A 23,633-nucleotide genomic window follows, 5' to 3' on the forward strand; every position below is an offset into this window, starting at 1 on the left:
GCCTCGGGGGTCCCCGCTCCGCCCACCTGCGCTGTAACGCGTGGGTCGTCGGGTGAGGCGCGCGAACGATCTGCGCGCCTGTGCCACTGGTGAGAAGCCGTGCGGAAGGGGGCCTGATATCGCCGGATGTGGCGCGCCGTGACGGCGCCCGCCGCGGGTCCCGCAAGAGACTCGCGGAACCTATCAGGATCTTGCGCCAAGCGGCGCGCCACCCCCCTCATCGCGAGGGGATTTCATGGGAGCCATGGGATGACAAATTAGGTCTCGTGGGCTTGGACCCCGCTAGACGGCATTGGCATGCTTGCGTGCTCCACCTTCTCATCGCCGGAACAAGCCCCGCGATTGACGAAGAAGGACGAGAAAGGACGAAAGGGTTTGTTGCCGACTGGACTGCTAGGATCGCCAGACCTGGACGCAACCCGCCCACACTTCTAAAAGAACCCATGTCGCACAACAGCTTCGGTCATCTCTTCCGCATCACCACCTGGGGCGAAAGTCACGGGCCGGCGATCGGCTGCGTGGTCGATGGCTGCCCGCCCGGCATTCCGCTGACCGAGGCCGACATCCAGGGCTATTTGGATAAGCGCAAGCCCGGCCAGTCGAAATACACGACCCAGCGCAAGGAGCCCGACACGGTCGAGATCCTCTCCGGCGTGTTCGAGAGCGAGGGCGGCGAGCAGGTGACCACCGGCACGCCGATCGCGCTCGAGATCAAGAACCAGGACGCGCGGTCGAAGGACTATGGGGACATCAAGGACAAGTTCCGCCCCGGCCACGCGGACTACACCTATTTCCTGAAATACGGCCTGCGCGATTGGCGGGGCTCGGGCCGCGCTTCGGCGCGGGAGACGGCGGCGCGGGTCGCCGGCGGCGCGGTGGCGCGCAAAGTCGTGCCGGGCTTGCGCGTGCGGGGCGCGCTGGTGCAGGTCGGGCCCTACGAGATCGACCGCGGCAACTGGGATTGGGACGAAATCGACAACAACCCGTTCTTCTGCCCCGACGCCAAGGCGGCGCGCGTGTGGGCCGACTTCCTCGACGAGGTCCGCAAGAAGGGCTCATCGACCGGCGCGGTGATCGAGGTCGTGGCCGACGGCGTGCCCGCGGGGCTCGGAGCGCCTGTCTACGGCAAGCTCGATCAAGACATCTGCTCCGGGTTGATGAGCATCAACGCGGCCAAGGGCGTGGAGATCGGCGCGGGCTTCGCGAGCGCGGCGCTGTCGGGCGAGGAAAACGCCGACGAGATGCGCATGCACCCGAACGGGACGCCGGAGTTCCTGTCCAACAACGCCGGCGGCATATTGGGCGGCATCTCCACGGGCCAGCCCGTGGTCGCGCGCTTCGCGGTGAAACCAACCTCCTCGATCCTCACCGCGCGAAGGACGATCGACACGGCAGGCGGCGATACCGAGGTGTCCACCAAAGGCCGGCACGATCCGTGCGTCGGCATCCGCGCCGTGCCCATCGGCGAGGCGATGGTGGCCATCGTGCTCGCCGACCACTATCTCCGCCACCGCGGCCAGACGGGCCAGGACTGACCCGCGGGTTCAATGCAGTTCGCCAGCATCGTCATCCTGACCGGCGCCGGGCTTTCAGCCGAAAGCGGGCTCGGCACGTTCCGGGGGCATGACGGCCTGTGGGATCAGTACAATCTCGAGGAGGTCGCCACGCCGGAAGGCTTCGCCCGCAATCCGCCGAAGGTGCATGAGTTCTACAATCTGCGCCGCGGCTGGCTGAAACAGGCCAAGCCGAACGCGGCGCATCTGGCGCTCGCGCGGCTCGAGCAGGAGCACACGGGCGCGGTCCTGACCGTGACCCAGAATATCGACGGACTGCACGAGGCGGCGGGCTCGCATCGCCTGATCCACATGCATGGCGAGCTCGGCCGGGCGCTCTGCGCCCGCTGCGGCACGAGCCTGCCCTGGACGCAAGATCTGTCGCTCACCACGTCCTGCCCCGTCTGCCACAAGGCGGGCTTCATGCGCCCGGACGTGGTGTGGTTCGGCGAGATGCCACGGGAGATGCCCCACATCGCCGCGGCAATCGACGCATGCGATCTGTTCGTGGCGATCGGCACCAGCGGCTCGGTCTATCCGGCGGCGGGCTTCGTGGCGGAGGCGCGCCGTGCGGGCGCGCATACGGTGGAGCTCAATCTCGATCCGTCCGACTGCGCGAGCCTGTTCGCCGAAGCCCATTACGGGCCGGCGACCGAGGTGGTGCCGGCCTTCGTCGGGCGGCTTCTTCACGGCTAGCGCTCGAGATGGGCGACCACCTCGATATGGGCCGAGAACAGGAACTGGTCCACGGGGACCACGCGGGTGAGCCGATAGCCGCCATCGACCAGGATGCGGAGATCCCGCGCCAGCGTGGCGGGATTGCAGGACACGGCGACGAGCCGTTTCACCTTCGACTTCGCCAATTGCTGGACTTGCGCCACGGCGCCTGCGCGCGGCGGATCGAACACTACCGCGTCGTAGCGGTCGAGCTCCTTTGCTCCGAGCGGCTCGCGGAACAGGTCGCGGGGAATGGCGCGCACCGGCTTCAGCTTCGGCGTATGGCGGGCGGCGTCTTCGAGAGCGGCAAGCGCGGCCTCGTCGGCCTCATAGGCGTCGACCTTGGCGGACCCTGCGAGCGCGAAGGTGAAGGTGCCAAGACCGGCGAAGAGATCGGCGATGCGCTTCGCGCTGCCCACCGCTCCCTCCCTGACCAGCTCGGTCATCACCGCTTCGGCCTCGGCGGAGGCCTGAAGGAAGGCGCCCGGCGGAATCCGCACCGCGGCCGGACCGAAACGGACTTCCGGCGGCGCACCGGGCAACAGGCTGTCGCCGTCCACGGTCACGCGCGCCACACCGAGACTGATCGATTGGCGCGCCAGCCCGGCCAAGGCAGCCTCCTTCGGCCGCACGCCTTCGACGACCACGTCGAGACCGGTTGCCGTCTCGGTGATGCCGATACGCGCCTCGCGCTTACTGCCGAGAAGCGGCGCCAAAGCCGATTTGAGTGCCGGCAGGCGGGCGACAATGTCCGGCGACAGGATCGGGCAGACCTCGATGTCGATCAGGTCGTGGGAGCGGGCGCGGCGATAACCCAAAGCAAGCCCATCCTGGTTGCGCCCGAGGGTGAGCATGGCGCGCCGGCGGCTCCCAAGCGGCACGGACCGCACCGGCTCGACCTCCGCCTCGAGCCCCCGCGAGCGCAACGCCTGAACCACCTGGCCGCGCTTCCAGGCGAGATATGCGCCCTCATCCAGATGCTGGAGGGCGCAGCCACCGCACACGCCGAAATGGGGGCAGATGGGCTCGACCGCGAGCGGCGCCTCAAGGACCGCGAGCAGGTCCGCATGCTTACCGTCGGCATCGGGCTCGACGCGGACACGCTCCCCTGGCAGCGCAAACGGCACGAAGAGCGCGCCGTCGGGCCCGTCGGCCACGCCGTCGCCTTGGGCGCCGAGCCGGTCGATCGTGACCTCAAGCACCATCGGGAACCCCATGACGCGCGCCGATGAGGAACTCGACATTGCCGCTGCCGCCTTCGATGGGCGATTGGATCGCGTCCAGCACGGTCCAGCCCTCGTTTGCGAGAAAGTCGCGCACCCGGGTGACCGCGCGCGCACGGTCCTGCTCGTCGCGGACGATGCCACCTTTGCCCACGGCTTCGCGTCCGGCCTCGAATTGCGGCTTCACCAGGACCACGAGCCAGGCATCCGGCGCGGCGCGCTTCAAGGCGGCGGGAAGCGCCTGGGTGACGCTGATGAAGCTCACATCGGCGACGATGACGTCCACGGGCTCTGGGATGGCTTCGGTGTCGAGGCTGCGCGCGTCGGTCGCCTCCAGCGACACAACGCGGGGATCGGCGCGGAGGCTCGCATGCAACTGGTCGCGGCCCACATCAACGGCGTAGACCTTGGCCGCGCCGCGGGCGAGCAGCACTTCGGTGAAGCCGCCAGTCGAGGCGCCGACATCGAGCGCCACCCGGCCTTGCGGGTCCAGGCCGAAGGCTTCGAGCGCGGCTTCGAGCTGAGACCGCCGCGGGAGACGTAGTTGCCGGCGCGGTGCCACGGCAAGGGCCGCATCCTCGGCCACCAAGGCACCGGGCTTGGTCGCGGGCTCGCCCGCCACGGTGACACAGCCCCGGCGCACGAGGTCGGCGGCGCGGGCGCGGGTGGGCGCAAGGCCCAGTTCCACCAATCGTCGGTCGATGCGCTTTTTTTTGTAGCTGGCCAAATGCGGTTCTCATATGCTCGCGTCGCGTCGGGAGTCCTCGCGCGCGGATGAAGGCCGGGAGCGGCCGGCGCCGCCTCAATATACATGCTGCGAAGCGCCCCGCTCGGCGCGTGATCGCGGAGGTCTCGTGAGCCCAGACTCGACGGCTTACCTTTCCGACAAATGCCAAGTCAAAAATCGTGACGTGACCGGCGGGCATTCCGTCGTCGCCCGACAGGTGATCGATCCCGGCGAGCTCATCGGCGTGTGGACTGGACGCATCGTGCCCGCCGACGCGCTCGACACGCTCCCCGAGGAAATCCGGCGTCACACCGTTCAGATTGAGGAGGAGCTTTACCTCGCCTCGGTCCACGCGAACGAGCCTCCGGATTTCATCAACCACTCTTGCGAGCCGAACGCAGGCCTCGATGGGCAGGTCGCCATCGTCGCCCTGCGGCGCATCATGCCCGGCGAGGAGGTGACCATCGATTACGCCATGTGCGATGGATCGCCCTACGACGAGTTCGAGTGCGGCTGCGGCTCGAAGATCTGCCGGCGCACGGTGACGGGTGACGACTGGCGCAACCCCGCTCTATGGGAGCGCTATGCCGGCCACTTCTCGCCTTACCTTCAGCGGCGCATCGATGCCCTGCGGACCGAACAGGCGCCGCGGCGGCCAAGGCGGAAGCGGGTTCTCGCCCTCGCAGACGAAGCCCGTAGCGGTGTCCGATGAAACCCGGCGACTGTCCCCCCGGGCGCCGAAAGGCGCCCAACTCCCTCCCCTCAGTTCGACAATCCTAGGAGCGCAGCATGCTGCTCATCAGCACCTACGTCGGCCCAGAGCCCCATCGAAGGTCTGGGCGTGTTCGCAGACGAATTCGTGCCGTGTGGAAGCCTGATCTGGAGTCTCAATCCGAAGTTCGACATCTTCGTTCATGAAACCGAGATCGGCGCCCTGCCGCCCCATATGCGAGGCTTCATTGCCCATTTCAGCTATCCGCATTTGGATCGGCCAGGCTACCGGGTGGTGGATGCCGACAACGGCCGTTTCATGAATCACAATCTCACGCCGAACACGGATTTCCGCATCTTCGACAAGGGCTATGCCCTGGCGGACATCGCACGCGGCGAAGAGATCACCTGCAATTATCACGAGTTCGATCCGGAATTCGTGGGCTTCCTGCCGAGCCTCGCCGGCGCGCCGGTCGACGCCGCGCTGCACGCCAGCGCGCCTTAGGGACTTTTGCCCAGGATCACGAAGGCGTTGATTAACCGGTTCCCGCGCAAAAGCGGCAGCGCGTTTGCCAAGCGCCGCCTGAGCGCCTAAGCAAGAGCCGACCCTTGAACCGTCTCGTATCCGTCGACGGCGGCGGAGCCTTGCGAGGAGAGCCCGCGAGTTTCCCATGACAGTGAGCCCCTTCATGCGCGCCATAGTAACCGCCGGCCTCTTTGCGGGAGCGCTCACCGGCGTCAGCCTCGCTCAAGACAGCTCGGTGTGGACCGCCAAACTGAACGGCGATTTCGTCACGCTGACCTACGGTTCGCTCAACCCGGACAAGAGTCCTCTTCTCATGATCGCCTGCTTCAACAGCATGGGCATCGCCGTGCTCAACGTGCATGCGGAGCTGCCAAAGATGAAGCTCGGCACACCGCTCTCGGTCGCGTTCGCGTCCGATGGAAAGACGGCGCCTGTCGATGCGGAGGCCGGACAGGACGAGGCCGAGGATCCCATTTATGCCGAGGCGACCGATATCACGCTCGCGCCGATCCTCGAGGTGCTCCGCAGCGACAAGCCGGCGACCGTCACGGTCGGCGAGGTCAGCGCCGAGCTCGCCGTTCATGGCCGCGCGGCGGCGGTCGAGCAGTTCACCAAGGATTGCAGCCTGGACTAAGCGAGGCGCACCGCGCCTGAGCCGCGGGCGTCCTTGCCGAGCGCGTCTTTGCCGAGCGCGGCGAAGACCGACGTGACGATGCCGCGCGCATCGAGTCCGGCCTCGACATACATGGCCGCCGGCTTGTTCTGCTCGATGAACCGGTCGGGCAGCGTCAACGTGCGGACCTTCAGACCGCGATCGAGCAGACCTTCCGCGGCAAGCGCCTGGAGTACTTGCGCGCCGAAGCCGCCGCTCGAGCCCTCCTCCACGGTGACCAGAACCTCGTGGTTCTTCGCCAACTGGCGCAAGAGATCCATATCGAGCGGCTTGGCGAAACGGGCATCGGCGACGGTGGCCGGCAGGCCGAAGCCGGCAAGCTCATCGGCCGCGGCGAGGCACTCTTGGAGTCGCGCGCCGAAGGACAGTAGTGCCACGGCGGAAGCTTCGCGCACGACGCGGCCCTTACCGATCTCTAGCGGCGTGCCGCGCTCCGGCAAGGCGACGCCGGTCCCCTCCCCGCGCGGATAGCGGAAGGCGGACGGCCCATCGTCGATGGCGGCGGCGGTCGCCACCATGTGCATGAGCTCGGCCTCGTCGGACGCGGCCATGACGACCATGCCCGGCAGGCAGGACAGATAGGCGACGTCGAAGGAGCCGGCATGGGTGGGTCCGTCGGCGCCGACAAGCCCGGCCCGGTCGATGGCGAAGCGCACTGGCAGATGCTGGACGGCGACGTCGTGCACCACCTGATCGTAGGCGCGCTGGAGGAAGGTCGAGTAGATGGCCGCGAAGGGCTTATAGCCTTCCGCCGCGAGACCCGCGGCGAAGGTCACCGCGTGCTGCTCGGCGATGCCGACATCGAAAGACCGGTCGGGAAACGCGTCTGCGAACTTGTCGAGACCGGTGCCCGACGGCATGGCCGCAGTGATGGCGACGATCTTGTCGTCGGCGCGGGCCTCGGCGATGAGCGCGTTGGCGAAGACCTTGGTAAAGCTCGGCGGACCGCCGGGCGCGGCCTTCTCCTGCGTGCCGGTGACGACGTTGAAGCGGCCGACACCGTGATATTTGTCGGCGGACTCCTCGGCGGGGCCGTAGCCCTTGCCCTTCTGCGTGACGACATGAACCAGGATCGGCCCGTTCTGCATCTTCTTCACATTGCGCAGCACAGGCAGCAGGTGATCGAGATTGTGCCCGTCGATGGGGCCGACATAGTAGAAGCCCAGCTCCTCGAACAGCGTGCCGCCGGTCCAGAAGCCGCGGGTGAACTCTTCCGCACGCGCCGCGCGCCGCTGCCAGCTCTCGGGCAGCAAGCTGTGCGCGAGTTGCTTCATCCAGCGTCGGAAGCTGCGATAGGTCCCGCCGGAGATGAGGCGCGCCAAGTGCGCGCTCATGGCGCCGACAGGCGGCGCGATCGACATGTCGTTGTCGTTGAGAATCACGATCAGGCGCGAATCCATGGCGCCGGCCGTGTTCATGGCCTCATAGGCCATGCCGGCGCTCATGGCGCCATCGCCGATCACCGCCACGACATTGTTGGTGCCGCCGGACAGGTCGCGGGCCACGGCCATGCCGAGGCCGGCCGAGATCGAGGTCGAGGAGTGGCCGGCACCGAACGGGTCGTATTCGCTCTCGGCGCGCTTGCAGAAGCCGGACAGCCCGTCGCCCTGGCGGAGCGTGCGGATGCGGTCGCGGCGGCCGGTGAGGATCTTGTGCGGATAGGCCTGATGGCCGACGTCCCAGATGACCTTGTCGCGCGGCGTGTCGAACACGTGATGCAGCGCCACGGTGAGCTCGACCACGCCGAGGCCGGCGCCGAGATGACCGCCGGTCACGGAGACCGCGCTGATGGTTTCCCGCCGCAACTCATCGGCCAGCTGCTTCAACTCGTTGTCGCCGAGGGTGCGCAAATCCTCCGGCGTCCGGATCCGGTCCAGCAGGGGCGTGGAAGTCTCTGCGCTCATTCGTTTATCTGCCGCATTTTTGGGAAAAACACTCGGAGGATCAGCACCTTAATCCACCCTAATCGGCCAAGGGCCAGGCTTGCAACTTTTCCGGCAGCCCGAAAACGCGCGCCTGGACCGGGCGAAGCAGCCGACCATAGCGGAGAGACCCGGCCGCTACCAGCGACAGACGCCTAGTCGTCGACGTCCAAGGGCTCGGTCCCGGTGGGCTCGCCGTTCTGGTTGAGGGAGATTTTCTCCACGCGGGCTTCCGCTTGGCGTAGCAGGCCATCGCAATGGGCGCGCAACGCCTCGCCGCGCTCGTAGATCACGATCGAGGCCTCCAACTCCACGTCGCCCTTCTCCAGGCGGTCGACAATGGTCTCGAGCTCCTTCAACGCCTGCTCGAAGCTCATGGATTTGATGTCGGTGTTGTCGGTCGGATTGGCCATGACTTGGCTTAGCCCTTTCCGTCGAGGACAATCAAGGGCTAGCTCCCGCCCATCAGCGTCTTCACGTGGACCGCTGTCGAATCCGCCAGCGCCTCAAGATCGTAGCCGCCTTCCAGGGTCGAGACGAGCTTGCCCCCGGTGTGCTTCGCCGCGGCTTCGAGCAGCTTCTCGGTAATCCAGGCAAAATCCGGCTCGAGCAGCCGGAGCTGGGCCAGGGGGTCCTTGAGATGGGCGTCGAACCCGGCCGAGACCAGGATGAAATCCGGGGCGAAGGCATCGAGCGCCGGCAGAACGCGCGCCTCATAGGCCGTGCGGAAGTCCTCGCCGTCGTCCCCGGGCTTGAGCGGCGCGTTGCAGATATTGCCGACGCCGGTCTCGTCCAGCGCGCCGGTGCCCGGAAATAGAGGCATCTGATGGGTCGATCCGTAGAACAGATCCTTGTCGGTCCAGAAGGCGGCCTGGGTGCCGTTGCCGTGATGGACGTCGAAATCGATCACGGCAACGCGCTTGGCCCCGTGGGCGGCGCGGGCATGAAGCGCGGCGACGGCCACGGAATTGAACAGGCAGAAGCCCCATGGCGCGGGACGCTCGGCATGGTGCCCCGGCGGGCGGATGGCACAGAAGGCGTTGTCCACCTTGCCCGTGGCCACTTGGTCGACGGCGTGGATGACAGCGCCGGTGGCCCGCAACGCCGCTTCCCAGCTTCCCGAGGAAACCACCGTATCGGGGTCGAGCCAGTTGTGGTCGCGCTTGGGGATCTCGGCGTGGACCATCTCCACATAGGCTTCTGGGTGCAGACGCTCGATCTGGCTGAGTTCGGCGCGCGGCGCCTGCTCCCGCTTCAGGCCGGCGAAGGCCTCGCCGGCCAGCGCATCGTCGATGGCGCGTAACCGGTCGGCGCGCTCGGGATGACCGAAACCGGTATCGTGCTCGAGGCAGGCGGGATGGGTCAGAAGCAGCGTGGTCATGCGCAGGGCGGGTTTCGGTTCACTGACATCGGGACTCTCGCTTGACCGGTCCCTGGTAACACGCGAAATGGGGGCCGACCATGCCCGTCCTTCAAGCCACAGAAGAGGCCATAGGCCAAGCCGCGCAGGCGCTTGCCAAGGGCGAGATCGTGGCGTTTCCCACCGAGACGGTCTACGGACTCGGCGCCAACGCGCTCGACGGGGCTGCCGTGGCGAAGGTTTTCGCGGCCAAGGACCGGCCCCGCTTCAACCCGCTCATCGTGCATGTCCCCGATCTCGCCGCCGCCGAGGGCTATGCGGTGTTTGACGCCACCGCCCGGAAGCTAGCGAAAGCCTTCTGGCCCGGGCCGTTGTCGCTGGTGCTGCCGAAGCGGGCCGATTGCCCCATCGCCGACCTGGTGACCGCGGGCCTCGACACCATTGCCTTGCGCGCGCCCAACCATCCCGTGGCGCAAGCCCTGCTCGCCGCCGCCAACATGCCCATCGCCGCGCCGAGCGCCAATCGGTCGGGGCGCGTCAGCCCCACGCGCGCCGCCCATGTGGCCGCGGAGCTCGATGAGCTTCCCGCCGTGATCCTCGATGGCGGTCCCTGCGCGATGGGGCTCGAATCGACCGTGGTGAGCGTGGCGGGGCCGGAGCCCATTCTCCTGCGCCTAGGCGCGGTGCCGCGCGAGGCCATCGAGGCGGTGCTCGGGGCAAGGCTGCCGCGAGCGAAGGCGGATGCCGCCATCGCCTCCCCCGGCCAGCTCGCGCGCCATTATGCGCCGAACACGCGCTTGCGGCTCGACGCGGCGGATGTGCGCGCTGGCGAAGCGCTGCTCGCCTTCGGGCCGCATGCGCCGCAAGGCGCGCAGCAGAGCATCAATCTCAGCCCCACGAGCGACCTCGCGGAAGCGGCGACCGCGCTGTTCGCGGCGCTCAGGGAGCTCGACGCTTGCGGCGCCTCGGCCATCGCGGTGATGCCGATCCCGAACCACGGCCTCGGCGAGGCGATCAACGATCGCTTGCAGCGTGCGGCCAAGGCGCGCTAGCCCTCACCCATGAGCGAGACCCCGAAACTCAGCCCACCCAGTCCGGACACGCTTGATACTCTGGTGCGCATTGTCGGCGAGAGCCATGCCGTCCGCGACCCGGCGGATATGGCGCCCTATCTCACCGAGTGGCGCGACCGCTATCAGGGCAAGGCGGCGGCGGTGCTCAAGCCCGGCTCGACGGATGAGGTCTCGGCCATCCTCAAATGCGCCAACGAGACGCTGACCGCCATCGTGCCGCAAGGCGGCAATACGGGCCTGGTGGGCGGGCAGATTCCGTTCGAGAGCGGCAGCGAGGTGGTCGTATCGCTGGAGCGGCTCACCCATGTGCGCGACATCGACCTCGCCTCCAACACCATGACCGTCGAAGCGGGCGTGGTGCTCCAGGCCGCACAGCAAGTGGCGGAGAGCGCCGGCCGGCTGTTCCCGCTCAGTCTCGCCTCGGAAGGGAGCTGCCAGATCGGCGGGGTGCTCGCCACCAATGCCGGCGGCGTGGCCGTTCTCGCCTATGGCAACGCGCGGGACCTCACCCTGGGCCTCGAAGTGGTCTTGGCGGATGGCCGCGTGCTGCACGGGCTGAAGCGGCTGCGCAAGGACAATACCGGCTACGACCTCAAAGACCTGTTCATCGGCTCGGAAGGCACGCTCGGTATCATTACCGCCGCGGTGCTGCGCCTGTTCCCCAGGCCGGTCGAACGGGTGACGTGCATCGCCGGGGTCAACGAGCTGGAACGGGCGACCGCGTTCTTCGCCCGGGCCTACGAGGCCGCCGGGCCGATGCTGACCGCTTTCGAAATCCTGCCGCGCGTCGGCGTCGAGTTCGTGCTGAAACATGCCGACCGCACGCGCGATCCCCTCTCCGCGCCGTATCCTTGGTATCTCCTGTTCGAGTTCTCCAGCCCGCGCGAGAGCGGCGAACCGCAGGCGATCGCCGAGGCGCTGCTGCAAGACGGCATCGAGGCGGGAGAGATCGCCGATGCCGCCATCGCCTCGTCGCTGAGCCAGGCCGGCGAGCTGTGGCGTTTACGCGAATTGATGAGCGAGATGCAGAAGCACGAGGGCGGCAGCATCAAGCACGATGTGTCCGTGCCGGTGGCACTCGTGCCGGAATTCATCGCCCGGGCCAATCAGCTCGTGGAGCTGATGATCCCCGGCGCGCGGCCGGTGCCATTCGGCCATCTCGGCGACGGCAACATCCACTACAACGTCAGTCAACCGGTCGGCATGGACAAGGCTGTTTTTCTGGCGAATTGGGAAGCGCTCAACGCCGCGGTGCACGAGATCGTGCTCGACCTCGACGGCTCGATCAGCGCCGAGCACGGCATCGGCCGCATGAAGCGCGATCTCCTGCCCCATGCCAAGGAACCGCTGGCGCTCGAGCTGATGCGCACGATCAAAGCGAGTTTCGACCCCAACGGCATTCTCAATCCCGGCAAGCTGCTATGAGCGAAAAGCCTCCCTACAAGACGCAAGACGACAAGTGGATCGCGATCGACGACTACATCGCGGAGAATTTCCTCGAGGCGGATCCCGCCCTTGACGCGGCCCTCGCCGCCAGCGAAGCGGCGGGGCTGCCGGCAATCCAAGTGGCGCCCTTGCAAGGCAAGCTGCTGATGATGCTGGCCGCGGCCATGGGCGCGCGCCGCATCCTGGAGATCGGCACGCTCGGCGGTTACAGCACAATCTGGCTGGCGCACGGCCTGGCGGAAGGCGGCCGCCTGATCACGCTCGACATGAATCCCGACTATGCGGAGGTGGCACGCGGCAATATCGCCAATGCGGGGCTGGCGGACCGGGTCGAGATCCGCGTCGGCAAGGCCCTCGATACATTGCCCCTACTCGAGGCGGAAGGCGCCGGACCGTTCGATCTCATCTTCATCGACGCCGACAAGCCGAGCACGCCCGACTATTTCGATTGGGCGGTGAGGCTCGCGCGTCAGGGAAGCCTGATCGTCGTCGACAATGTTGTGCGCGAAGGCGCGATCCTCGCCGCGCAGAGCGACAACAAGCATGTGAAGGGCTTGCGCGGCTTCTATGCGCGCGCCGCCGCCGATCCGCGCGTCACCGCCACGGCCATCCAAACCGTCGGCAATAAAGGCCATGACGGTCTGGCCATCATGCTGGTGACAGCGGAGCCCGACTAAACCGAACGCCTAGAGCTGGCCTTCCATTTTGCGCGTCACGCTGCGTGTCACCTGGCTTTTCGGCGCATTACACTTCTCGATATACGCATCCTTATCATCGCCGGTAAGGCTGCGATTGGCCGCTTGCTTCTGGCAAACTTCTGGCATTTCCGCAGCGGTCACCGCTTGGCCGCCACCCTCTCCGCTCTCCTCGTCTTCGGCGCGGACGGGATTTACCGCGAGCACGAGGCCCGAGATGGCGAAACAAATCGTCAGCAACGAGAGTTTGCGATTCATATTTCGAATCCTCTACGGTATGCTTCTTCGGAAGCATTATCGGTATCATACGGGGCATTGTACTCCAATCCCTCGCCGATAATGTAGGGCATTAAATTTTGGTCAGATCGACGCGAGCCCGAAACTTGAGAGCAGTAGATGGGAGGTTAGCCTTGAAAAAGATCAGCTTGGCCATTGCTTCAGTCGCGGTCGTCTTCGGTGTCATTTCGGCGGCGCCTCGCAGGCGCTTGCCTGCTATTGCGAGGCAAAGAGCAGCTCCGCGTGGGGTTGGGGCCAGTCCGCGTCTTGTGGCTGGGCGGAAAGCAAAGCTCTGGTCGAGTGCGCCAAGCGCACACCCCGGGGCAGCTATTGCTGGATTACTTTCTGCCAGGGATAGCGGACCGCGCTGTTAGACGGCCTCATTTCTGCGCGAGCAACTCCGCGTGGGCCTTCTCGATCGCTTCCATCTCGCTTTGGTCCAGCGTCGGGAATTTAAGATCGAGCGCCTCCATGTGCTCAGCGAGCGCGCCGGCGACGACGAGGCGTGCGAACCACTTCTTGTCGCATGGCACCACGTACCACGGGGCATCCTTGGTCGCGGTATTGCGGATCGTATCCTCGTAGACCTCTTGATACTGATCCCACAGCTTGCGCTCGGCCACGTCATAGGGCGAGAATTTCCAATGCTTGTCCGGATCGTCGACGCGGGCCAGTAGCCGCTTCAGCTGCTCTTCCTTGGAGATGTTGAGGAAGAATTTGAGCGGCACGGTGCCGCTGCGCGCGAGACGCTGCTCGAAATTGTTGATGTCCTGATAGCGCTCTTTCCAGATGTCCTTGGTGACAAGCTGCGGTGGAATGTTCTGCTTCGCCAGCAACTCGGGATGCACGCGCACCACGATGGTCTCCTCGTAATAGGAGCGGTTGAAGATGCCGATATGGCCGCGCATGGGCAGCGCCAAGTTGCAGCGCCAGAGGAAATCATGAGCGAGTTCCAGGTGGCTCGGCTGCTTGAAGGAATGCACCGAGCAGCCTTGCGGATTGACGCCCGACAGCACGTGCTTGATGACGCCGTCCTTGCCGGCGGTGTCGATGCCTTGCAGGACCATGAGGATGGCCCATTTTCCTTCCGCGTAAAGCCGTTCCTGGAGCCTGGCGAGCTTCTTGACGCCGACCTCCAGGATCTCCTTGCCGTCCTGCTTGTCGAAATCAACATCGCCGATATCGCTGGGGTCGAAGTCCTTGAGCTTGAACTTGTCACCGTCGGTGACGCGAAACCGCTCGATGATCTTGGATGGCAGCATGGTCCTCCCTCATTCTCGTTCTCTGCCGCTGCTCCCCTAGAGTAGAGAGAGCTGGAGCGGCTCCTGGATGCCCGGCTCGTCTTTTCGCGAATCGTTGATTTTCGGGTGCATCTCCACCGCCTCGAACAGATCGTCGGCGGCGGGTCCAAGGATGGCAAGCGCTTCCTCGGCGCTCACGCCCTCGACATCGAGCCACGCCTCGAACTGTTCCGGCTCGATCACCACCGGCATACGGTCGTGAAGCGCCGCGACGGTGCGATTGGCCTCACAGGTCAGGATGGTGACCGTGTCGATCTCGCCGCCGGCAGGGTCCTGCCAGGTCTCGTAAAGCCCGGCGAAAGCGATCAGGCGCGGTTCACGCGGGCGCAGGTGAAACGGCCGCTTCTTGCCCTTCGCGCCGGTCCATTCATAGAAACCGTCGGCCGGGATCAGGCAGCGCCGCCGGCGCATGGCGTGACGGAAGGAAGGCTTCTCCAGCACCGCCTCGGAGCGGGCGTTGATGAGCGTGGGGAACCGCTTCGGGTCCTTGACGAACGGCGGCAGCAGGCCCCAGCGCATCAGCCGAAAGCGGCGTGTTCCCTGCCCGTCGCGACACACCACGGGAATGGCTTGCGTCGGCGCGATATTGTAGCGCGCCGGAAAGTTCGGCTTGTCCGCATAGCCGAAATAGGCACGCACGCCTCCGGAGGCGAAGTCAAATTGTAGCGCGAGCACATATTGGTGCCTTCGGTAACCCTTTGGCAATCATGATGAGGCAGCTTCTAGTTGAAGCCCCTTAGGGAATACGCCATGTCCCCCGACGAGAATCGTAACGCCCGCGCGGTGGAAATCCAGGAAGATGTGACCCGCGAGGATATCGTCTCGGCCTTCCGGACCGCCATGGTCGGTCATTTCCGCTCGCACATTCCGGGCACCAACATCAACGAAACTACGCTGCTCGCCAGCGACTATCTCAATCATTTCCACGAACTCGTCATGCTGCTCGAGGCTCTGTCCTCCGAGCCGCAAGGATTCTCCGAGGATCTTCTCTCCTGGCGTCCGCTGACCTATGAGGAGCATTTCTCGCAGTCAGGATTCCGGGACAAGAATCTGGCGATCGCCGCCTATCGGCGCGCGCCGTCCAAGGTCCGGGCCCGGTTCGACGAGGCGGTGGCGCGGTTGCACGGCGAGGCGCTCACCCTGGTGGGCAGCGTCGGCGCTCAGCTCAATAGCGGTCAGAGCCTGGACAAGACCTGTCGAGAGGCCGCCTCGCGGCTGCGGATCCTGATCGACGAGGCCAATTCCATCGCCAATGGCGAGATCGCCGCCGACCGGGGCGATGCCGAGGCGCAAGGCGAGGTCGGCGGTCAGGCGGCCATCGACGCCCTGTTCGGGACCCGCTCGGCCTAGGCCAGCCAATCTGAACCGGCGCCAGGCCCGTTCGCTCGGCTAGATTTCACCATGAATTGGGGGTAGTGAGACCCCATGATCCTGCGCTCAAAACGGCGTTTCTGGCTTGGCTTCGCGGTGCTGTTCCTGGCCGCCGCCACCATGGCTTTCGCGCCCGTGGCCCAGGCCCAATTCTTTTGGTGGTTCGACCAGCCCCGCGCCAAGAAGAAGCAGCGTACCGTGAAGCCTCGGCCGCCGGGCGACGACCTGCCTCCGATCGTGCCGCGCGAGAGCACCGCGCCGCCGCCACCGGACGACCGGCCCTATGACAACAAGCTGATGCGGCTCGCCGAGATCCTTGGCGCGGTGCATTACCTGCGCGAGCTTTGCGGCGCCGACGAAGGCCAGTTGTGGCGCGGGCAGATGAAGGAGATCCTCAGAAACGAGGGCACCACCGCGGTGCGCCGCGCCAAGCTGGTGAACAGCTTCAACGACGGTTACCGGGGCTATCGCCGCACCTACCGCACCTGCACGCAATCGGCCACGCTGGCCACGCGGCGGTTCTCCACCGAAGGGGCCACCATCGCCGCTTCCCTGGCGCAGACCTCCGTTTTCGCCAGCGGACCGCCGGCTCAGGCCCAGAACGACGCGCCCCAGACGCGGCAGCACAAGGCGCCGATACCACCGCCGCCACGCCGCGCCGACGGACGCGGGCCCGGAACCGCCCGACTAGCCGCGTCCCAATTAAGTGTAACAGTTAACCGTTAGTTCACTCTGTCCCACAGGCGGCAGAACAGGGGTGTAATTGTGACCCCTGAGTTCCTGTCACCAAGGGGCATTACTTTGCGGACGGCGAAGCGATCACTGCAATCTTCGGCCGGCGACGCCCAGAAGCAGGCGGCGCTGCGCTATATCCTCGATGCCTGGGAGGAAGCCCTCCATGACGGCATCGAGCCGGAGATGCTCGCCAACGCGGCACTGTATGCGGCCCTTGCGGATCTGGTCGACGTTTATGGCGAGGACGCCGTGGCCAAGATGACCTCTGGTCTCTCGCGCCGCATTCAGCATGGCGAGTTCACGCTCAGGCGCACCGCTCAGTAACGCCCTTCCCTAGCGGAAATAGCGTAGCAATCCCTCGATAATCAGAGCCACGCCGAAGCCGAACAGCACGACACCGGCGATGCGGTTGATGACGTTCAGCCGGCTCTCGGTGAGCTTGTGGCGGAACGTGGCGATCAGTTCGGACAGACCGAGCCACCACAACAGGCTGCCGCCCATGATGGCGGCCACCAGAATCAGCGCCTCGAGATTGGTGTTGAGGCCGCCGATCAGCGAGCCCAAGCCGCCGATCATCGCCGCCATGCCGAGAATAGCGCCGGGATTGGTGACGGTCAGAACGAAGGTCTGCGGGATGATGCCGGCATGCTCGAAGAGATGGGACCGCTCGTTGACCGGTGTCGCCAGGACGGGCCGGCACAGGAGGAGAGCCAAGCCGAAGCCGATCAAGAGCAAGCCGCCGACGAATTGGATCGCGTCGCCATAGGAGACCATCACGTCGGAGATCGCCGCAATGCTGAAGGCGCCGGCGGCGGCGAGAACGCCGTCACCGAGAACCGCGCCCAATCCCGCGGCAAGGCCGCCCCAGAATCCGCGCGACACCGCCCGTTGAATGACGAGCACGTTGACGGGCCCGATTGGGGCGGCCATCAACACGCCGATACCAAGCCCGGCAAGCACCAGCTGAATGCCGGAGAGCACAATTTGGGCGCCTGCTTGCAAAGCCTCTGGCCTATTCGCCGGTCAAGAAACGGGCGGAAACGCCGCCGCCGCGCATTTGCGCCATCGAGAGCCGCACTTGCGCTTGTTCGCCGTTCTGCGAAATTGATCGAGCACTCATGGAGTGATGCATGAATCGCCAAAAAAATTTGTTCATGATTGCCCTGGCCGCATTGGTAGCGGGCGCTGCCGTGATTGTCTACGCTCAGGACGGCGAGAAATCCGCGACTCCGCAGCCCAAGCCGGCCGCGGGCGCAGCCGAAGCCGGGGGCGATCGCCAGGCCGAAGGGCCAGGCATTTCACCCGCCCCGAAGACGGATGCAGGCGCCCAGGACGGCAATGCGCCGAAGGCGCTATACGACCTGAGCGCGCTGCCGAAGCCCGTACAGCGCATGTTGACCGAGATCATCTTCGCGGCTGAGACCGGCGATATCGAGGCGATGCGCCCCGTGCTCGAATCGAACGAGCTGAAGCCCATGGTCGCAGCCGAGTTTGTGAGCGATCCAATCGCCTACTGGAAGAGCCAATCCGCCGACGGCACCGGCCGCGACGTGCTGGCCGCCATGCTGAACATGCTGGCTCGGGCTTCGTCCTCAGCGGCAAGGGCCATGACGCCACCTATGTCTGGCCGTATTTCGCCGAGGTCGACATCACCAAGCTGACGCCGGCGCAAGAGGTGGAGTTTTACCGGGCGGTGCCGCCGCATCTTGCCGTGCCCATGAAGAAGAGCGGCAAATACACCTACTACCGGCTCGGCATCTCGCCGTCCGGCGTATGGCATTATTTCGTGCAGTGATCAGTCCGCGATTTTGGGCAGCGCCTCGCCGAAGCGCACCGGCGCACCGCCGGCTTGCCCAAGCTCGCCTTCCCACATGGCGCGCCGTCCGCGCACCACGGTGCCAACTGGCCAGCCTTTGACCTTGCGCCCGGCGAACGGCGTCCAGCCGCATTTGCTGCCCACCCAAGGCGCCTCGATGACGCGCTCAGCCTTCAGATCGACGATGGTCAAGTCCGCGTCATAGCCCACGGCGATACGGCCTTTGCCGGCGATCCCGAAGAGCCGCTGCGCGCCGGCGCTGGTCAGATCGACGAAGCGGGCGAGACTCAAGCGTCCCCGCGTGACGTGATCGAGCATCACCGGCACCAGCGTCTGCACACCCGGCATGCCGGACGGGGTGGCCGGATAGGTGCCGCTCTTCTCTTCGAGCGTATGCGGCGCGTGATCGGAGCCGAGGACGTCGACGACGCCCTGGGCCAGCCCCCACCACAGAACGTCCTGATGAGCGCGGTCGCGCAGCGGCGGGTTCATCTGCGCGCGTGTGCCGAGCGTCTCGTACGCCTCGGGCGTCGACAGCGTCAAATGCTGCGGCGTGACCTCGACGCTGGCCACGTCCTTGTGGAGCGCCAAAAGTTCCATCTCGGCGCCCGTCGACACATGGAGGATGTGGATGCGTTTTCCCGCTTCGCTGGCGAGACGCAGCAACCGCTCGGTCGAAGCAAGGGCGGCAATCGGGTCCCGCCATTCGGTGTGGCTCGAAGGATCCCCTTGGCGCTGCACGGAGACGCGCTCCTTCAACCGCGACTCGCACTCGGAGTGGAAAGAAGCGCGCCGTCTAATCGTGGCGAAGACGCGCGCCAACTCCGCCTCGTCGTCAACGAGGAGATCGCCGGTAGAAGAGCCGGCGAAAACTTTGACCCCCGCCGCGCCCGGCAAAAGCTCCAGCTCGCCCAAGCGATCGATATTGTCGTGCGTGGCGCCGACGAAGAAGGCGAAGTCGCAATGCATGCGACCCGTCGCGGCGGCGACCTTGGCGGCAAGAGCCTCGGCGCTCGTGGTCGGTGGCTTGGTGTTTGGCATTTCGAACACGGCCGTGACACCGCCGAGCACCGCCGAGCGGCTGCCGGTCTCCAAGTCCTCCTTGTGCTCCATCCCCGGCTCGCGGAAATGCACCTGGGTGTCGATGACGCCCGGCAGAATATGGAGGCCGCGTACATCCACCGTCTCGCCGGCGAGGCCCGCGCCGATATCGCCAATGGCGCGGATTTGGCCATCTCTGACGCCAATGTCGGCCGGACCCTCGCCGTCCTGATTGACGACGGTCCCGCCCTTGAAAACGATATCGAAGGTCTCGGCCATGGTGCGGCTTGGCTTCCCTTGCGGGCTGGCGCCCACACTCCTAGATTCGTCCGCCTTGGTAGCAGAAGGACGTCCCATGAGCCATTGCCGAGCGGCACTCCTTTCCGACCGTAGCGTATTGCGCGTCACAGGCCCGGATGCCCACAAACTGCTGCAGGGGGTGATCACCAACAATCTCGACCGCACCCAAGACGGTGCCGCGATCCATGCGGGGCTGCTCAGCCCACAAGGCAAGATTCTTTTCGATTTCTTCGTCGTGACGGCCGGAGACGGCTATCTCATCGAAGTCTCTCGCGAAAAGGCGGCGGAACTGGTGAAACGGCTCGGTTTCTATCGCCTGCGCGCCAAGGTCGAGATTGCCGAGCTCCGGAGTTCAGCGTGGCCGCGGCGTGGGACGGCGAGGCCCATCCGCCGGCCGGCGCCATCGCTTATGCCGATCCGCGGCTGGCCGCGCTTGGAATCCGCCTGCTGCTGCCAAGCGGCGACAACCGTCGCCGATCTCGGCTGCGAGCCGGCAAGCGAGGACGATTACCACGCCATGCGGATCAAGCTCGGGGTTCCTGAAGGCGGCCGCGACTACGCCTTCGGCGATGCCTTTCCCCACGATGCCTTGTTCGACCAATTGAACGGGGTCGACTTCAAGAAGGGCTGCTTTGTCGGGCAGGAGGTGGTGTCGCGGATGCAGCATCGTGGCACGGCGCGGAAGCGGATCGTGCCGGTGGAGGGCGATGCGCCGCTCCAATCCGGCGGGGAGATCGAGGCCGGCGGCCTGCCGATCGGGCCGATCGGCTCGGTGAACGGCATCTTCGGCCTCGCCCTGGTCCGGCTCGATCGCGTGGAGGATGCCGTGGCCAAAGGGAATCCCCTCGCGGTGGATGGGACACGCGTCACGCTCCGCCGTCCAAGCTTCGCCACGTTCGACGTGCCGACGGGCGTGCCTGCGTGATGGCCGACGCCCGGCGATGCCCCTGGCCCGGCACCGACCCTCTGTATGTCGCCTATCATGACGAGGAATGGGGCGTGCCCGAGCGTGACGACCGCGCGCTCTACGAGAAGCTCGTTCTCGATGGCTTTCAGGCGGGGCTGTCGTGGATCACCATCTTGCGCAAGCGCGATGCATTCCGCCGCGCCTTCGACGGCTTTCAGCCTGAGAAAATCGCCCGCTACCAACCGAAGAAGGTCGAGGCCCTGATGCAGGACGCGGGCATCGTGCGCAACCGCATGAAGATCGACGGCGCAATCGCCTCGGCACGCGCCTGGCTCGAGATCATGGAGACAGGCGATGGCTTCTCGACGTTCTTATGGGACTTCGTTGACGGCAAGCCGATCGTCAACCGCTACCGGGCGATGGGCCAAGTTCCAGCGGAGACGGCGCTCTCGCGCGCCATCTCCAAGGAACTCAAATCGCGTGGCTTCAAGTTTTGTGGGCCAACGATCGTCTACGCCTTCATGCAGGCGACCGGCATGGTCAACGACCACCTGACGACATGTCACCGTCACGCGGCCTGCGCCGATCTCGCATGAGCGTGGTATCAGCCCCGGCCGCGCGGATCGGCGCTGCGCGGATAGGTGCGCTCTTCCTGAATCCTGCCGTCACGCTTTCTGATGCGGACCGATCCAAGCTTCTTGACGGCTCTCTCAAGAACGCCGCCCTTGGTGGCCGCCGCCTTGGTCTTAAACCGCTTGATGACTTCTCCTGAACCCTCTCGCTTCAATTCCCACTTCTTGTTCTTGTCATTGTAAGCGAGGGAAAATTTGGGCAGCCTTGCCATTGTGCGTTCTCCCGAGTCTGATTGAGATTGCCTCTACTCAAACGAGACCGGGTATGAATGACATTCGCAGCGCTGTTCGTCCATGTTTTTTCTAAGGGAGTCATTTGACTTGCTCGCGAACGATCAATCAGTGTCTTGCCATTGCTCGATGAGGATTGGCGATCATGAGTAGCGTTGCTGGCAATACAGCACCGCGTGCCTGGCAGCGCATGCTGAGCGGACGGCGGCTCGATCTGCTCGACCCCTCACCGCTCGACATCGAGATCGAGGACATCGCCCACGGGCTGGCCCGCGTCGCCCGATGGAACGGCCAGACGCGCGGCGATCATACTTTCTCAGTGGCGGAGCATAGCTTGCTGGTCGAGGCTATCGCTGGCGACCTCGATGGGAGCTTGCCGCAAGAGATTCGGCTTGCCGCCTTGCTGCATGACGCCCCGGAATATGTCATCGGCGACCTGATCAGCCCGTTCAAGGCCGCCCTTTCCCTCGATTACAAGGCTTTCGAGGAACGGCTGCTGGCCGCCATCCATCTGCGTTTCGGACTGCCGCCGGAGCTACCCGGGAGCGCCACGAAGCTCATCAAACGCGCCGACAAGATCGCCGCCTATTACGAGGCGACGTGCCTCGCCGGGTTCGCCCGCGAGGAGGCCCGCCGGTTTTTTGGCCAGCCCCGGGGCTTGAGCCCCGCTCTTGTCAACAGGCTGTCGCAGTTAAGCCCCCTTCCTGCGGCACAGGGAGAGGCGACCTTCTTGAAACGGTTTCATGAGCTTGCCAGATGAGGTGCGGGAACGCAGAAACTGATTCGGAAGGCAGAGCCCCATGGATACGCTGATTTCCTCAACGGTTCGGGCTAAAGTGCCGGCGGCCATGTCTCCAGAAACCATCTACGTCTCTCCGCTCAGCCTGGTCCAGACCACGGTCGTCGATGCGCGAGTCAGCCATCTGGTGACTCTCATCAACGGCGAGACCCTCATCGATACACCCCCGAGCATCGGCCCGGAGCGGCATCTCAGGCTCTCCATGAACGACATCAGCGAGCCGCGCGACGGGCTCGTCGTGCCGTGCGAGGACCACGTTGCGGAGCTGATCCAGTTCGCGCGCGATTGGGATCAGAAGGCGCCGCTGTTGATCCATTGCTGGGCCGGGATCAGCCGGTCCACCGCCGCGGCCTTCATTTCGCTCTGCGCCCTGAACCCGGATGCGGATGAGACTTCGCTGGCCCAGGCATTGCGCGGCGCCTCGCCCACTGCCACGCCGAACCGCCGTCTCGTGGCGCTGGCCGACAAGGTGCTGGCGCGCCAAGGGCGGATGACGGCCGCCGTCGAGCAGATCGGCCGCGGCGCGTTCGCCGAAGAAGGCCAAGTGTTCTCGCTGCCGGCGCGGCACGCCGCTTAGGCCATGGCCGAGGCGGGGCGCAACGAGGCAACCAACGCAGAGCCACTTTCTGGCGATCCTCAGATCGAGCTCGGGCTGAACGCCGCCATCGTCACGGTGCGCAACCAGCAGCCGCATATCCTTGTCGCCCGGCCGGGCACGGCGGGTCCGGGCACATGGGACGCGCTCCCCTTCGGCCCCTTCGCGCCGCGCGCGCACCGGACGCTCGAGATCGGCTTGCGCGAATGGGTGAAGCGGCAAACCGGTATCGAGCTCGGCTATGTGGAGCAGCTCTATACGTTTGGCGACCGTGGGCGGCATGCCGAGCCGGGCGGCGCGCATACGCTCTCGGTGGGCTACCTGGCGCTCACCCGCGGCGGGGCCGAGGAGATGATGGGGGCGCATTGGTCGCCCTGGTACGCCTATCTGCCGTGGGAAGACTGGCGCAATGGCAAGCCCGATATCCTGACCGAGGAGATCGAGCCCCGACTGAAAGAATGGGCCGAGCGGCCGCCCTCTCCCAACGAGTCGGCACGTCCCTTGCGGCGTCCCGAGCGGCTCAAGATCAGCTTCGGCATCGGCGGCGGCTGGGATGAGGAGAAGGTTCTGGAGCGCTACGAGTTGCTCTACGAGGCGGGACTCGTCGAAGAGGCGAAGCGCGATGGACGGTCGGCAGCTTCACAGTGGGAAGAGCTTCCCGCGCTCGGCCGGCCGATGGCGCTGGACCATCGCCGCATTTTGGCGACCGCCATGGGACGCTTGCGCGGCAAGCTGAAATACCGTCCGGTGGTGTTCGAGCTCCTGCCGCCGGAATTCACGCTCTACGACCTGCAGAAGACCGTCGAGGCCATTTCCGGCACGCTGCTGCACAAGCAAAATTTCCGCCGTCTGGTCGAGAAGGGCGGGCTGGTCGAGCCCACGGGCAATGTCTCGACGAAGACCGGCGGCCGCCCTGCCCGGCTTCACCGCTTCCGCCGGGAAGTAGTGCTGGAGCGCCCGGCGCCCGGCTTGCGGGTAAAGGCCGGACGGAGCTAAGCGCGGC

28 protein-coding genes are annotated in these 23,633 nt (G+C 65.7%); 17 read left to right on the forward strand and 11 right to left on the reverse strand.

Features of this window, described 5'->3' with window-relative positions; genetic code table 11:
- Nucleotides 1–443 precede the first annotated feature (443 nt).
- Together aroC and AUC69_RS15040 are read left to right on the forward strand one after the other, a co-directional pair.
- The gene (aroC, locus tag AUC69_RS15035; protein ID WP_069442880.1) at nt 444–1,535 is read left to right on the forward strand and encodes a chorismate synthase; all 1,092 of its coding nucleotides are present in this window, start codon (nt 444–446) and stop codon (nt 1,533–1,535) included.
- Between the two features lie 12 nt (nt 1,536–1,547).
- Complete coding sequence (locus AUC69_RS15040; protein ID WP_069442881.1) at nt 1,548–2,249, forward strand: NAD-dependent deacylase; 702 nt, start codon at nt 1,548–1,550, stop codon at nt 2,247–2,249.
- On the opposite strand, the gene AUC69_RS15045 is transcribed toward AUC69_RS15040, so the two are convergent.
- Nucleotides 2,246–3,475, reverse strand: a complete 1,230-nt coding sequence (locus AUC69_RS15045) for a class I SAM-dependent RNA methyltransferase (RefSeq protein ID WP_069442882.1) — start codon at nt 3,473–3,475, stop codon at nt 2,246–2,248. The genes AUC69_RS15040 and AUC69_RS15045 overlap by 4 nt on opposite strands.
- Entirely contained in the window at nt 3,465–4,220 is a 756-nt protein-coding gene (locus AUC69_RS15050) for a TlyA family RNA methyltransferase (RefSeq protein WP_069442883.1), read from the reverse strand. The genes AUC69_RS15045 and AUC69_RS15050 overlap by 11 nt, the downstream gene beginning before the upstream one ends.
- Before the next feature lie 184 nt (nt 4,221–4,404).
- Between AUC69_RS15050 and AUC69_RS15055 the strand changes: the two genes are divergently transcribed.
- From AUC69_RS15055 to AUC69_RS15065, 3 genes are all read left to right on the forward strand, one after another.
- Nucleotides 4,405–4,932, forward strand: a complete 528-nt coding sequence (locus tag AUC69_RS15055; RefSeq protein ID WP_244500292.1) for an SET domain-containing protein — start codon at nt 4,405–4,407, stop codon at nt 4,930–4,932.
- Nucleotides 4,933–5,061: 129 nt separating this feature from the next.
- Nucleotides 5,062–5,436 (forward strand): SET domain-containing protein-lysine N-methyltransferase, encoded by a 375-nt coding sequence (locus tag AUC69_RS15060; RefSeq protein WP_244500293.1) that lies wholly within the window; start codon nt 5,062–5,064, stop codon nt 5,434–5,436.
- A 166-nt stretch (nt 5,437–5,602) separates the two neighbouring features.
- Complete coding sequence (locus AUC69_RS15065) at nt 5,603–6,091, forward strand: hypothetical protein (protein WP_069442884.1); 489 nt, start codon at nt 5,603–5,605, stop codon at nt 6,089–6,091.
- On the opposite strand, the gene dxs is transcribed toward AUC69_RS15065, so the two are convergent.
- From dxs to AUC69_RS15080, 3 genes are all read right to left on the reverse strand, one after another.
- Nucleotides 6,088–8,034 carry a 1-deoxy-D-xylulose-5-phosphate synthase gene (dxs, locus tag AUC69_RS15070; protein ID WP_069442885.1) on the reverse strand — a complete coding sequence of 649 codons (1,947 nt, stop codon included), beginning with the start codon at nt 8,032–8,034 and terminating at the stop codon, nt 6,088–6,090. The genes AUC69_RS15065 and dxs overlap by 4 nt on opposite strands.
- A 173-nt stretch (nt 8,035–8,207) precedes the next feature.
- The gene (locus tag AUC69_RS15075) at nt 8,208–8,465 is read right to left on the reverse strand and encodes an exodeoxyribonuclease VII small subunit (protein ID WP_069442886.1); all 258 of its coding nucleotides are present in this window, start codon (nt 8,463–8,465) and stop codon (nt 8,208–8,210) included.
- A 38-nt stretch (nt 8,466–8,503) separates the two neighbouring features.
- Entirely contained in the window at nt 8,504–9,433 is a 930-nt protein-coding gene (locus AUC69_RS15080) for a histone deacetylase family protein (RefSeq protein WP_069442887.1), read from the reverse strand.
- A gap of 80 nt (nt 9,434–9,513) precedes the next feature.
- Here AUC69_RS15080 and AUC69_RS15085 point away from each other — a divergent pair, with 80 nt between their 5' ends.
- Genes AUC69_RS15085 through AUC69_RS15095 form a run of 3 tightly spaced genes read left to right on the forward strand, consistent with a single transcriptional unit; the run spans nt 9,514 to nt 12,608 of the window.
- Nucleotides 9,514–10,464: an L-threonylcarbamoyladenylate synthase gene (locus tag AUC69_RS15085; protein ID WP_069442888.1), complete on the forward strand. Its 951-nt coding sequence runs from the start codon at nt 9,514–9,516 to the stop codon at nt 10,462–10,464.
- 9 nt (nt 10,465–10,473) lie between these two features.
- Nucleotides 10,474–11,910 (forward strand): FAD-binding oxidoreductase, encoded by a 1,437-nt coding sequence (locus tag AUC69_RS15090; protein WP_069442889.1) that lies wholly within the window; start codon nt 10,474–10,476, stop codon nt 11,908–11,910.
- Entirely contained in the window at nt 11,907–12,608 is a 702-nt protein-coding gene (locus AUC69_RS15095; protein WP_069442890.1) for an O-methyltransferase, read from the forward strand. The genes AUC69_RS15090 and AUC69_RS15095 overlap by 4 nt, the downstream gene beginning before the upstream one ends.
- A 9-nt stretch (nt 12,609–12,617) precedes the next feature.
- Here the strand turns inward: AUC69_RS15095 and AUC69_RS15100 are convergent, their stop codons facing one another.
- The 3 genes from AUC69_RS15100 to AUC69_RS15110 form a co-directional block, all read right to left on the reverse strand.
- The gene (locus AUC69_RS15100; protein ID WP_069442891.1) at nt 12,618–12,884 is read right to left on the reverse strand and encodes a hypothetical protein; all 267 of its coding nucleotides are present in this window, start codon (nt 12,882–12,884) and stop codon (nt 12,618–12,620) included.
- A gap of 398 nt (nt 12,885–13,282) precedes the next feature.
- Nucleotides 13,283–14,164, reverse strand: a complete 882-nt coding sequence (locus AUC69_RS15105) for a polyphosphate kinase 2 family protein (protein WP_069442892.1) — start codon at nt 14,162–14,164, stop codon at nt 13,283–13,285.
- Between the two features lie 36 nt (nt 14,165–14,200).
- Nucleotides 14,201–14,878 carry an SOS response-associated peptidase gene (locus AUC69_RS15110; RefSeq protein WP_069442893.1) on the reverse strand — a complete coding sequence of 226 codons (678 nt, stop codon included), beginning with the start codon at nt 14,876–14,878 and terminating at the stop codon, nt 14,201–14,203.
- 75 nt (nt 14,879–14,953) lie between these two features.
- Here AUC69_RS15110 and AUC69_RS15115 point away from each other — a divergent pair, with 75 nt between their 5' ends.
- From AUC69_RS15115 to AUC69_RS15125, 3 genes are all read left to right on the forward strand, one after another.
- A complete protein-coding gene (locus AUC69_RS15115) occupies nt 14,954–15,553 on the forward strand; it encodes a hypothetical protein (protein ID WP_069442894.1) in 600 nt (199 codons plus the stop codon).
- 75 nt (nt 15,554–15,628) lie between these two features.
- Nucleotides 15,629–16,300, forward strand: coding sequence for a TIGR02301 family protein (locus AUC69_RS15120; protein ID WP_069442895.1), 672 nt, complete (start codon nt 15,629–15,631; stop codon nt 16,298–16,300).
- Nucleotides 16,301–16,339: 39 nt separating this feature from the next.
- Entirely contained in the window at nt 16,340–16,633 is a 294-nt protein-coding gene (locus tag AUC69_RS15125) for a hypothetical protein (RefSeq protein ID WP_425283556.1), read from the forward strand.
- Nucleotides 16,634–16,642: 9 nt separating this feature from the next.
- Here the strand turns inward: AUC69_RS15125 and AUC69_RS15130 are convergent, their stop codons facing one another.
- Nucleotides 16,643–17,290 (reverse strand): LysE family translocator, encoded by a 648-nt coding sequence (locus tag AUC69_RS15130; RefSeq protein ID WP_069442896.1) that lies wholly within the window; start codon nt 17,288–17,290, stop codon nt 16,643–16,645.
- A gap of 149 nt (nt 17,291–17,439) precedes the next feature.
- On the opposite strand from AUC69_RS15130, the gene AUC69_RS15135 reads away from it, so the two are divergent.
- Nucleotides 17,440–17,970, forward strand: a complete 531-nt coding sequence (locus tag AUC69_RS15135) for a hypothetical protein (RefSeq protein WP_069442897.1) — start codon at nt 17,440–17,442, stop codon at nt 17,968–17,970.
- 134 nt (nt 17,971–18,104) lie between these two features.
- Here AUC69_RS15135 and AUC69_RS15140 read toward each other — a convergent pair whose 3' ends face one another.
- A complete protein-coding gene (locus AUC69_RS15140; protein WP_069442940.1) occupies nt 18,105–19,445 on the reverse strand; it encodes a dihydroorotase in 1,341 nt (446 codons plus the stop codon).
- A 76-nt stretch (nt 19,446–19,521) separates the two neighbouring features.
- Here AUC69_RS15140 and ygfZ point away from each other — a divergent pair, with 76 nt between their 5' ends.
- Together ygfZ and AUC69_RS15150 are read left to right on the forward strand one after the other, a co-directional pair.
- Complete coding sequence (gene ygfZ, locus AUC69_RS15145; protein ID WP_342018618.1) at nt 19,522–20,391, forward strand: CAF17-like 4Fe-4S cluster assembly/insertion protein YgfZ; 870 nt, start codon at nt 19,522–19,524, stop codon at nt 20,389–20,391.
- Nucleotides 20,391–20,969 carry a DNA-3-methyladenine glycosylase I gene (locus tag AUC69_RS15150; protein ID WP_069442898.1) on the forward strand — a complete coding sequence of 193 codons (579 nt, stop codon included), beginning with the start codon at nt 20,391–20,393 and terminating at the stop codon, nt 20,967–20,969. The genes ygfZ and AUC69_RS15150 overlap by 1 nt, the downstream gene beginning before the upstream one ends.
- 8 nt (nt 20,970–20,977) lie before the next feature.
- On the opposite strand, the gene AUC69_RS15155 is transcribed toward AUC69_RS15150, so the two are convergent.
- Nucleotides 20,978–21,217, reverse strand: coding sequence for a DUF2188 domain-containing protein (locus AUC69_RS15155; protein WP_069442899.1), 240 nt, complete (start codon nt 21,215–21,217; stop codon nt 20,978–20,980).
- 164 nt (nt 21,218–21,381) lie between these two features.
- Here AUC69_RS15155 and AUC69_RS15160 point away from each other — a divergent pair, with 164 nt between their 5' ends.
- Genes AUC69_RS15160 through AUC69_RS15170 form a run of 3 tightly spaced genes read left to right on the forward strand, consistent with a single transcriptional unit; the run spans nt 21,382 to nt 23,626 of the window.
- Nucleotides 21,382–21,996, forward strand: coding sequence for a YfbR-like 5'-deoxynucleotidase (locus AUC69_RS15160; RefSeq protein ID WP_069442941.1), 615 nt, complete (start codon nt 21,382–21,384; stop codon nt 21,994–21,996).
- 40 nt (nt 21,997–22,036) lie between these two features.
- A complete protein-coding gene (locus tag AUC69_RS15165; RefSeq protein WP_244500294.1) occupies nt 22,037–22,612 on the forward strand; it encodes a tyrosine phosphatase family protein in 576 nt (191 codons plus the stop codon).
- A gap of 3 nt (nt 22,613–22,615) precedes the next feature.
- Nucleotides 22,616–23,626, forward strand: coding sequence for an NUDIX hydrolase (locus tag AUC69_RS15170; protein ID WP_069442901.1), 1,011 nt, complete (start codon nt 22,616–22,618; stop codon nt 23,624–23,626).
- Nucleotides 23,627–23,633 lie beyond the last annotated feature (7 nt).

Origin of the sequence: Methyloceanibacter superfactus (assembly GCF_001723305.1) — a bacterium.
Lineage (GTDB): Bacteria > Pseudomonadota > Alphaproteobacteria > Rhizobiales > Methyloligellaceae > Methyloceanibacter > Methyloceanibacter superfactus.

Excerpts from the sequence above, each read along its gene's own strand:
- aroC (WP_069442880.1), top strand. The coding sequence starts at position 444 with ATGTCGCACAACAGCTTCGGTCATCTCTTCCGCATCACCACCTGGGGC.
- AUC69_RS15040 (WP_069442881.1), top strand. The coding sequence starts at position 1,548 with ATGCAGTTCGCCAGCATCGTCATCCTGACCGGCGCCGGGCTTTCAGCC.
- AUC69_RS15045 (WP_069442882.1), bottom strand. The coding sequence starts at position 3,475 with ATGGTGCTTGAGGTCACGATCGACCGGCTCGGCGCCCAAGGCGACGGC.
- AUC69_RS15065 (WP_069442884.1), top strand. The coding sequence starts at position 5,603 with ATGACAGTGAGCCCCTTCATGCGCGCCATAGTAACCGCCGGCCTCTTT.
- dxs (WP_069442885.1), bottom strand. The coding sequence starts at position 8,034 with ATGAGCGCAGAGACTTCCACGCCCCTGCTGGACCGGATCCGGACGCCG.
- AUC69_RS15075 (WP_069442886.1), bottom strand. The coding sequence starts at position 8,465 with ATGGCCAATCCGACCGACAACACCGACATCAAATCCATGAGCTTCGAG.
- AUC69_RS15080 (WP_069442887.1), bottom strand. The coding sequence starts at position 9,433 with ATGACCACGCTGCTTCTGACCCATCCCGCCTGCCTCGAGCACGATACC.
- AUC69_RS15085 (WP_069442888.1), top strand. The coding sequence starts at position 9,514 with ATGCCCGTCCTTCAAGCCACAGAAGAGGCCATAGGCCAAGCCGCGCAG.
- AUC69_RS15090 (WP_069442889.1), top strand. The coding sequence starts at position 10,474 with ATGAGCGAGACCCCGAAACTCAGCCCACCCAGTCCGGACACGCTTGAT.
- AUC69_RS15095 (WP_069442890.1), top strand. The coding sequence starts at position 11,907 with ATGAGCGAAAAGCCTCCCTACAAGACGCAAGACGACAAGTGGATCGCG.
- AUC69_RS15100 (WP_069442891.1), bottom strand. The coding sequence starts at position 12,884 with ATGAATCGCAAACTCTCGTTGCTGACGATTTGTTTCGCCATCTCGGGC.
- AUC69_RS15105 (WP_069442892.1), bottom strand. The coding sequence starts at position 14,164 with ATGCTGCCATCCAAGATCATCGAGCGGTTTCGCGTCACCGACGGTGAC.
- AUC69_RS15115 (WP_069442894.1), top strand. The coding sequence starts at position 14,954 with ATGTCCCCCGACGAGAATCGTAACGCCCGCGCGGTGGAAATCCAGGAA.
- AUC69_RS15120 (WP_069442895.1), top strand. The coding sequence starts at position 15,629 with ATGATCCTGCGCTCAAAACGGCGTTTCTGGCTTGGCTTCGCGGTGCTG.
- AUC69_RS15135 (WP_069442897.1), top strand. The coding sequence starts at position 17,440 with ATGAATCGCCAAAAAAATTTGTTCATGATTGCCCTGGCCGCATTGGTA.
- AUC69_RS15140 (WP_069442940.1), bottom strand. The coding sequence starts at position 19,445 with ATGGCCGAGACCTTCGATATCGTTTTCAAGGGCGGGACCGTCGTCAAT.
- ygfZ (WP_342018618.1), top strand. The coding sequence starts at position 19,522 with ATGAGCCATTGCCGAGCGGCACTCCTTTCCGACCGTAGCGTATTGCGC.
- AUC69_RS15150 (WP_069442898.1), top strand. The coding sequence starts at position 20,391 with ATGGCCGACGCCCGGCGATGCCCCTGGCCCGGCACCGACCCTCTGTAT.
- AUC69_RS15155 (WP_069442899.1), bottom strand. The coding sequence starts at position 21,217 with ATGGCAAGGCTGCCCAAATTTTCCCTCGCTTACAATGACAAGAACAAG.
- AUC69_RS15160 (WP_069442941.1), top strand. The coding sequence starts at position 21,382 with ATGAGTAGCGTTGCTGGCAATACAGCACCGCGTGCCTGGCAGCGCATG.
- AUC69_RS15165 (WP_244500294.1), top strand. The coding sequence starts at position 22,037 with ATGGATACGCTGATTTCCTCAACGGTTCGGGCTAAAGTGCCGGCGGCC.
- AUC69_RS15170 (WP_069442901.1), top strand. The coding sequence starts at position 22,616 with ATGGCCGAGGCGGGGCGCAACGAGGCAACCAACGCAGAGCCACTTTCT.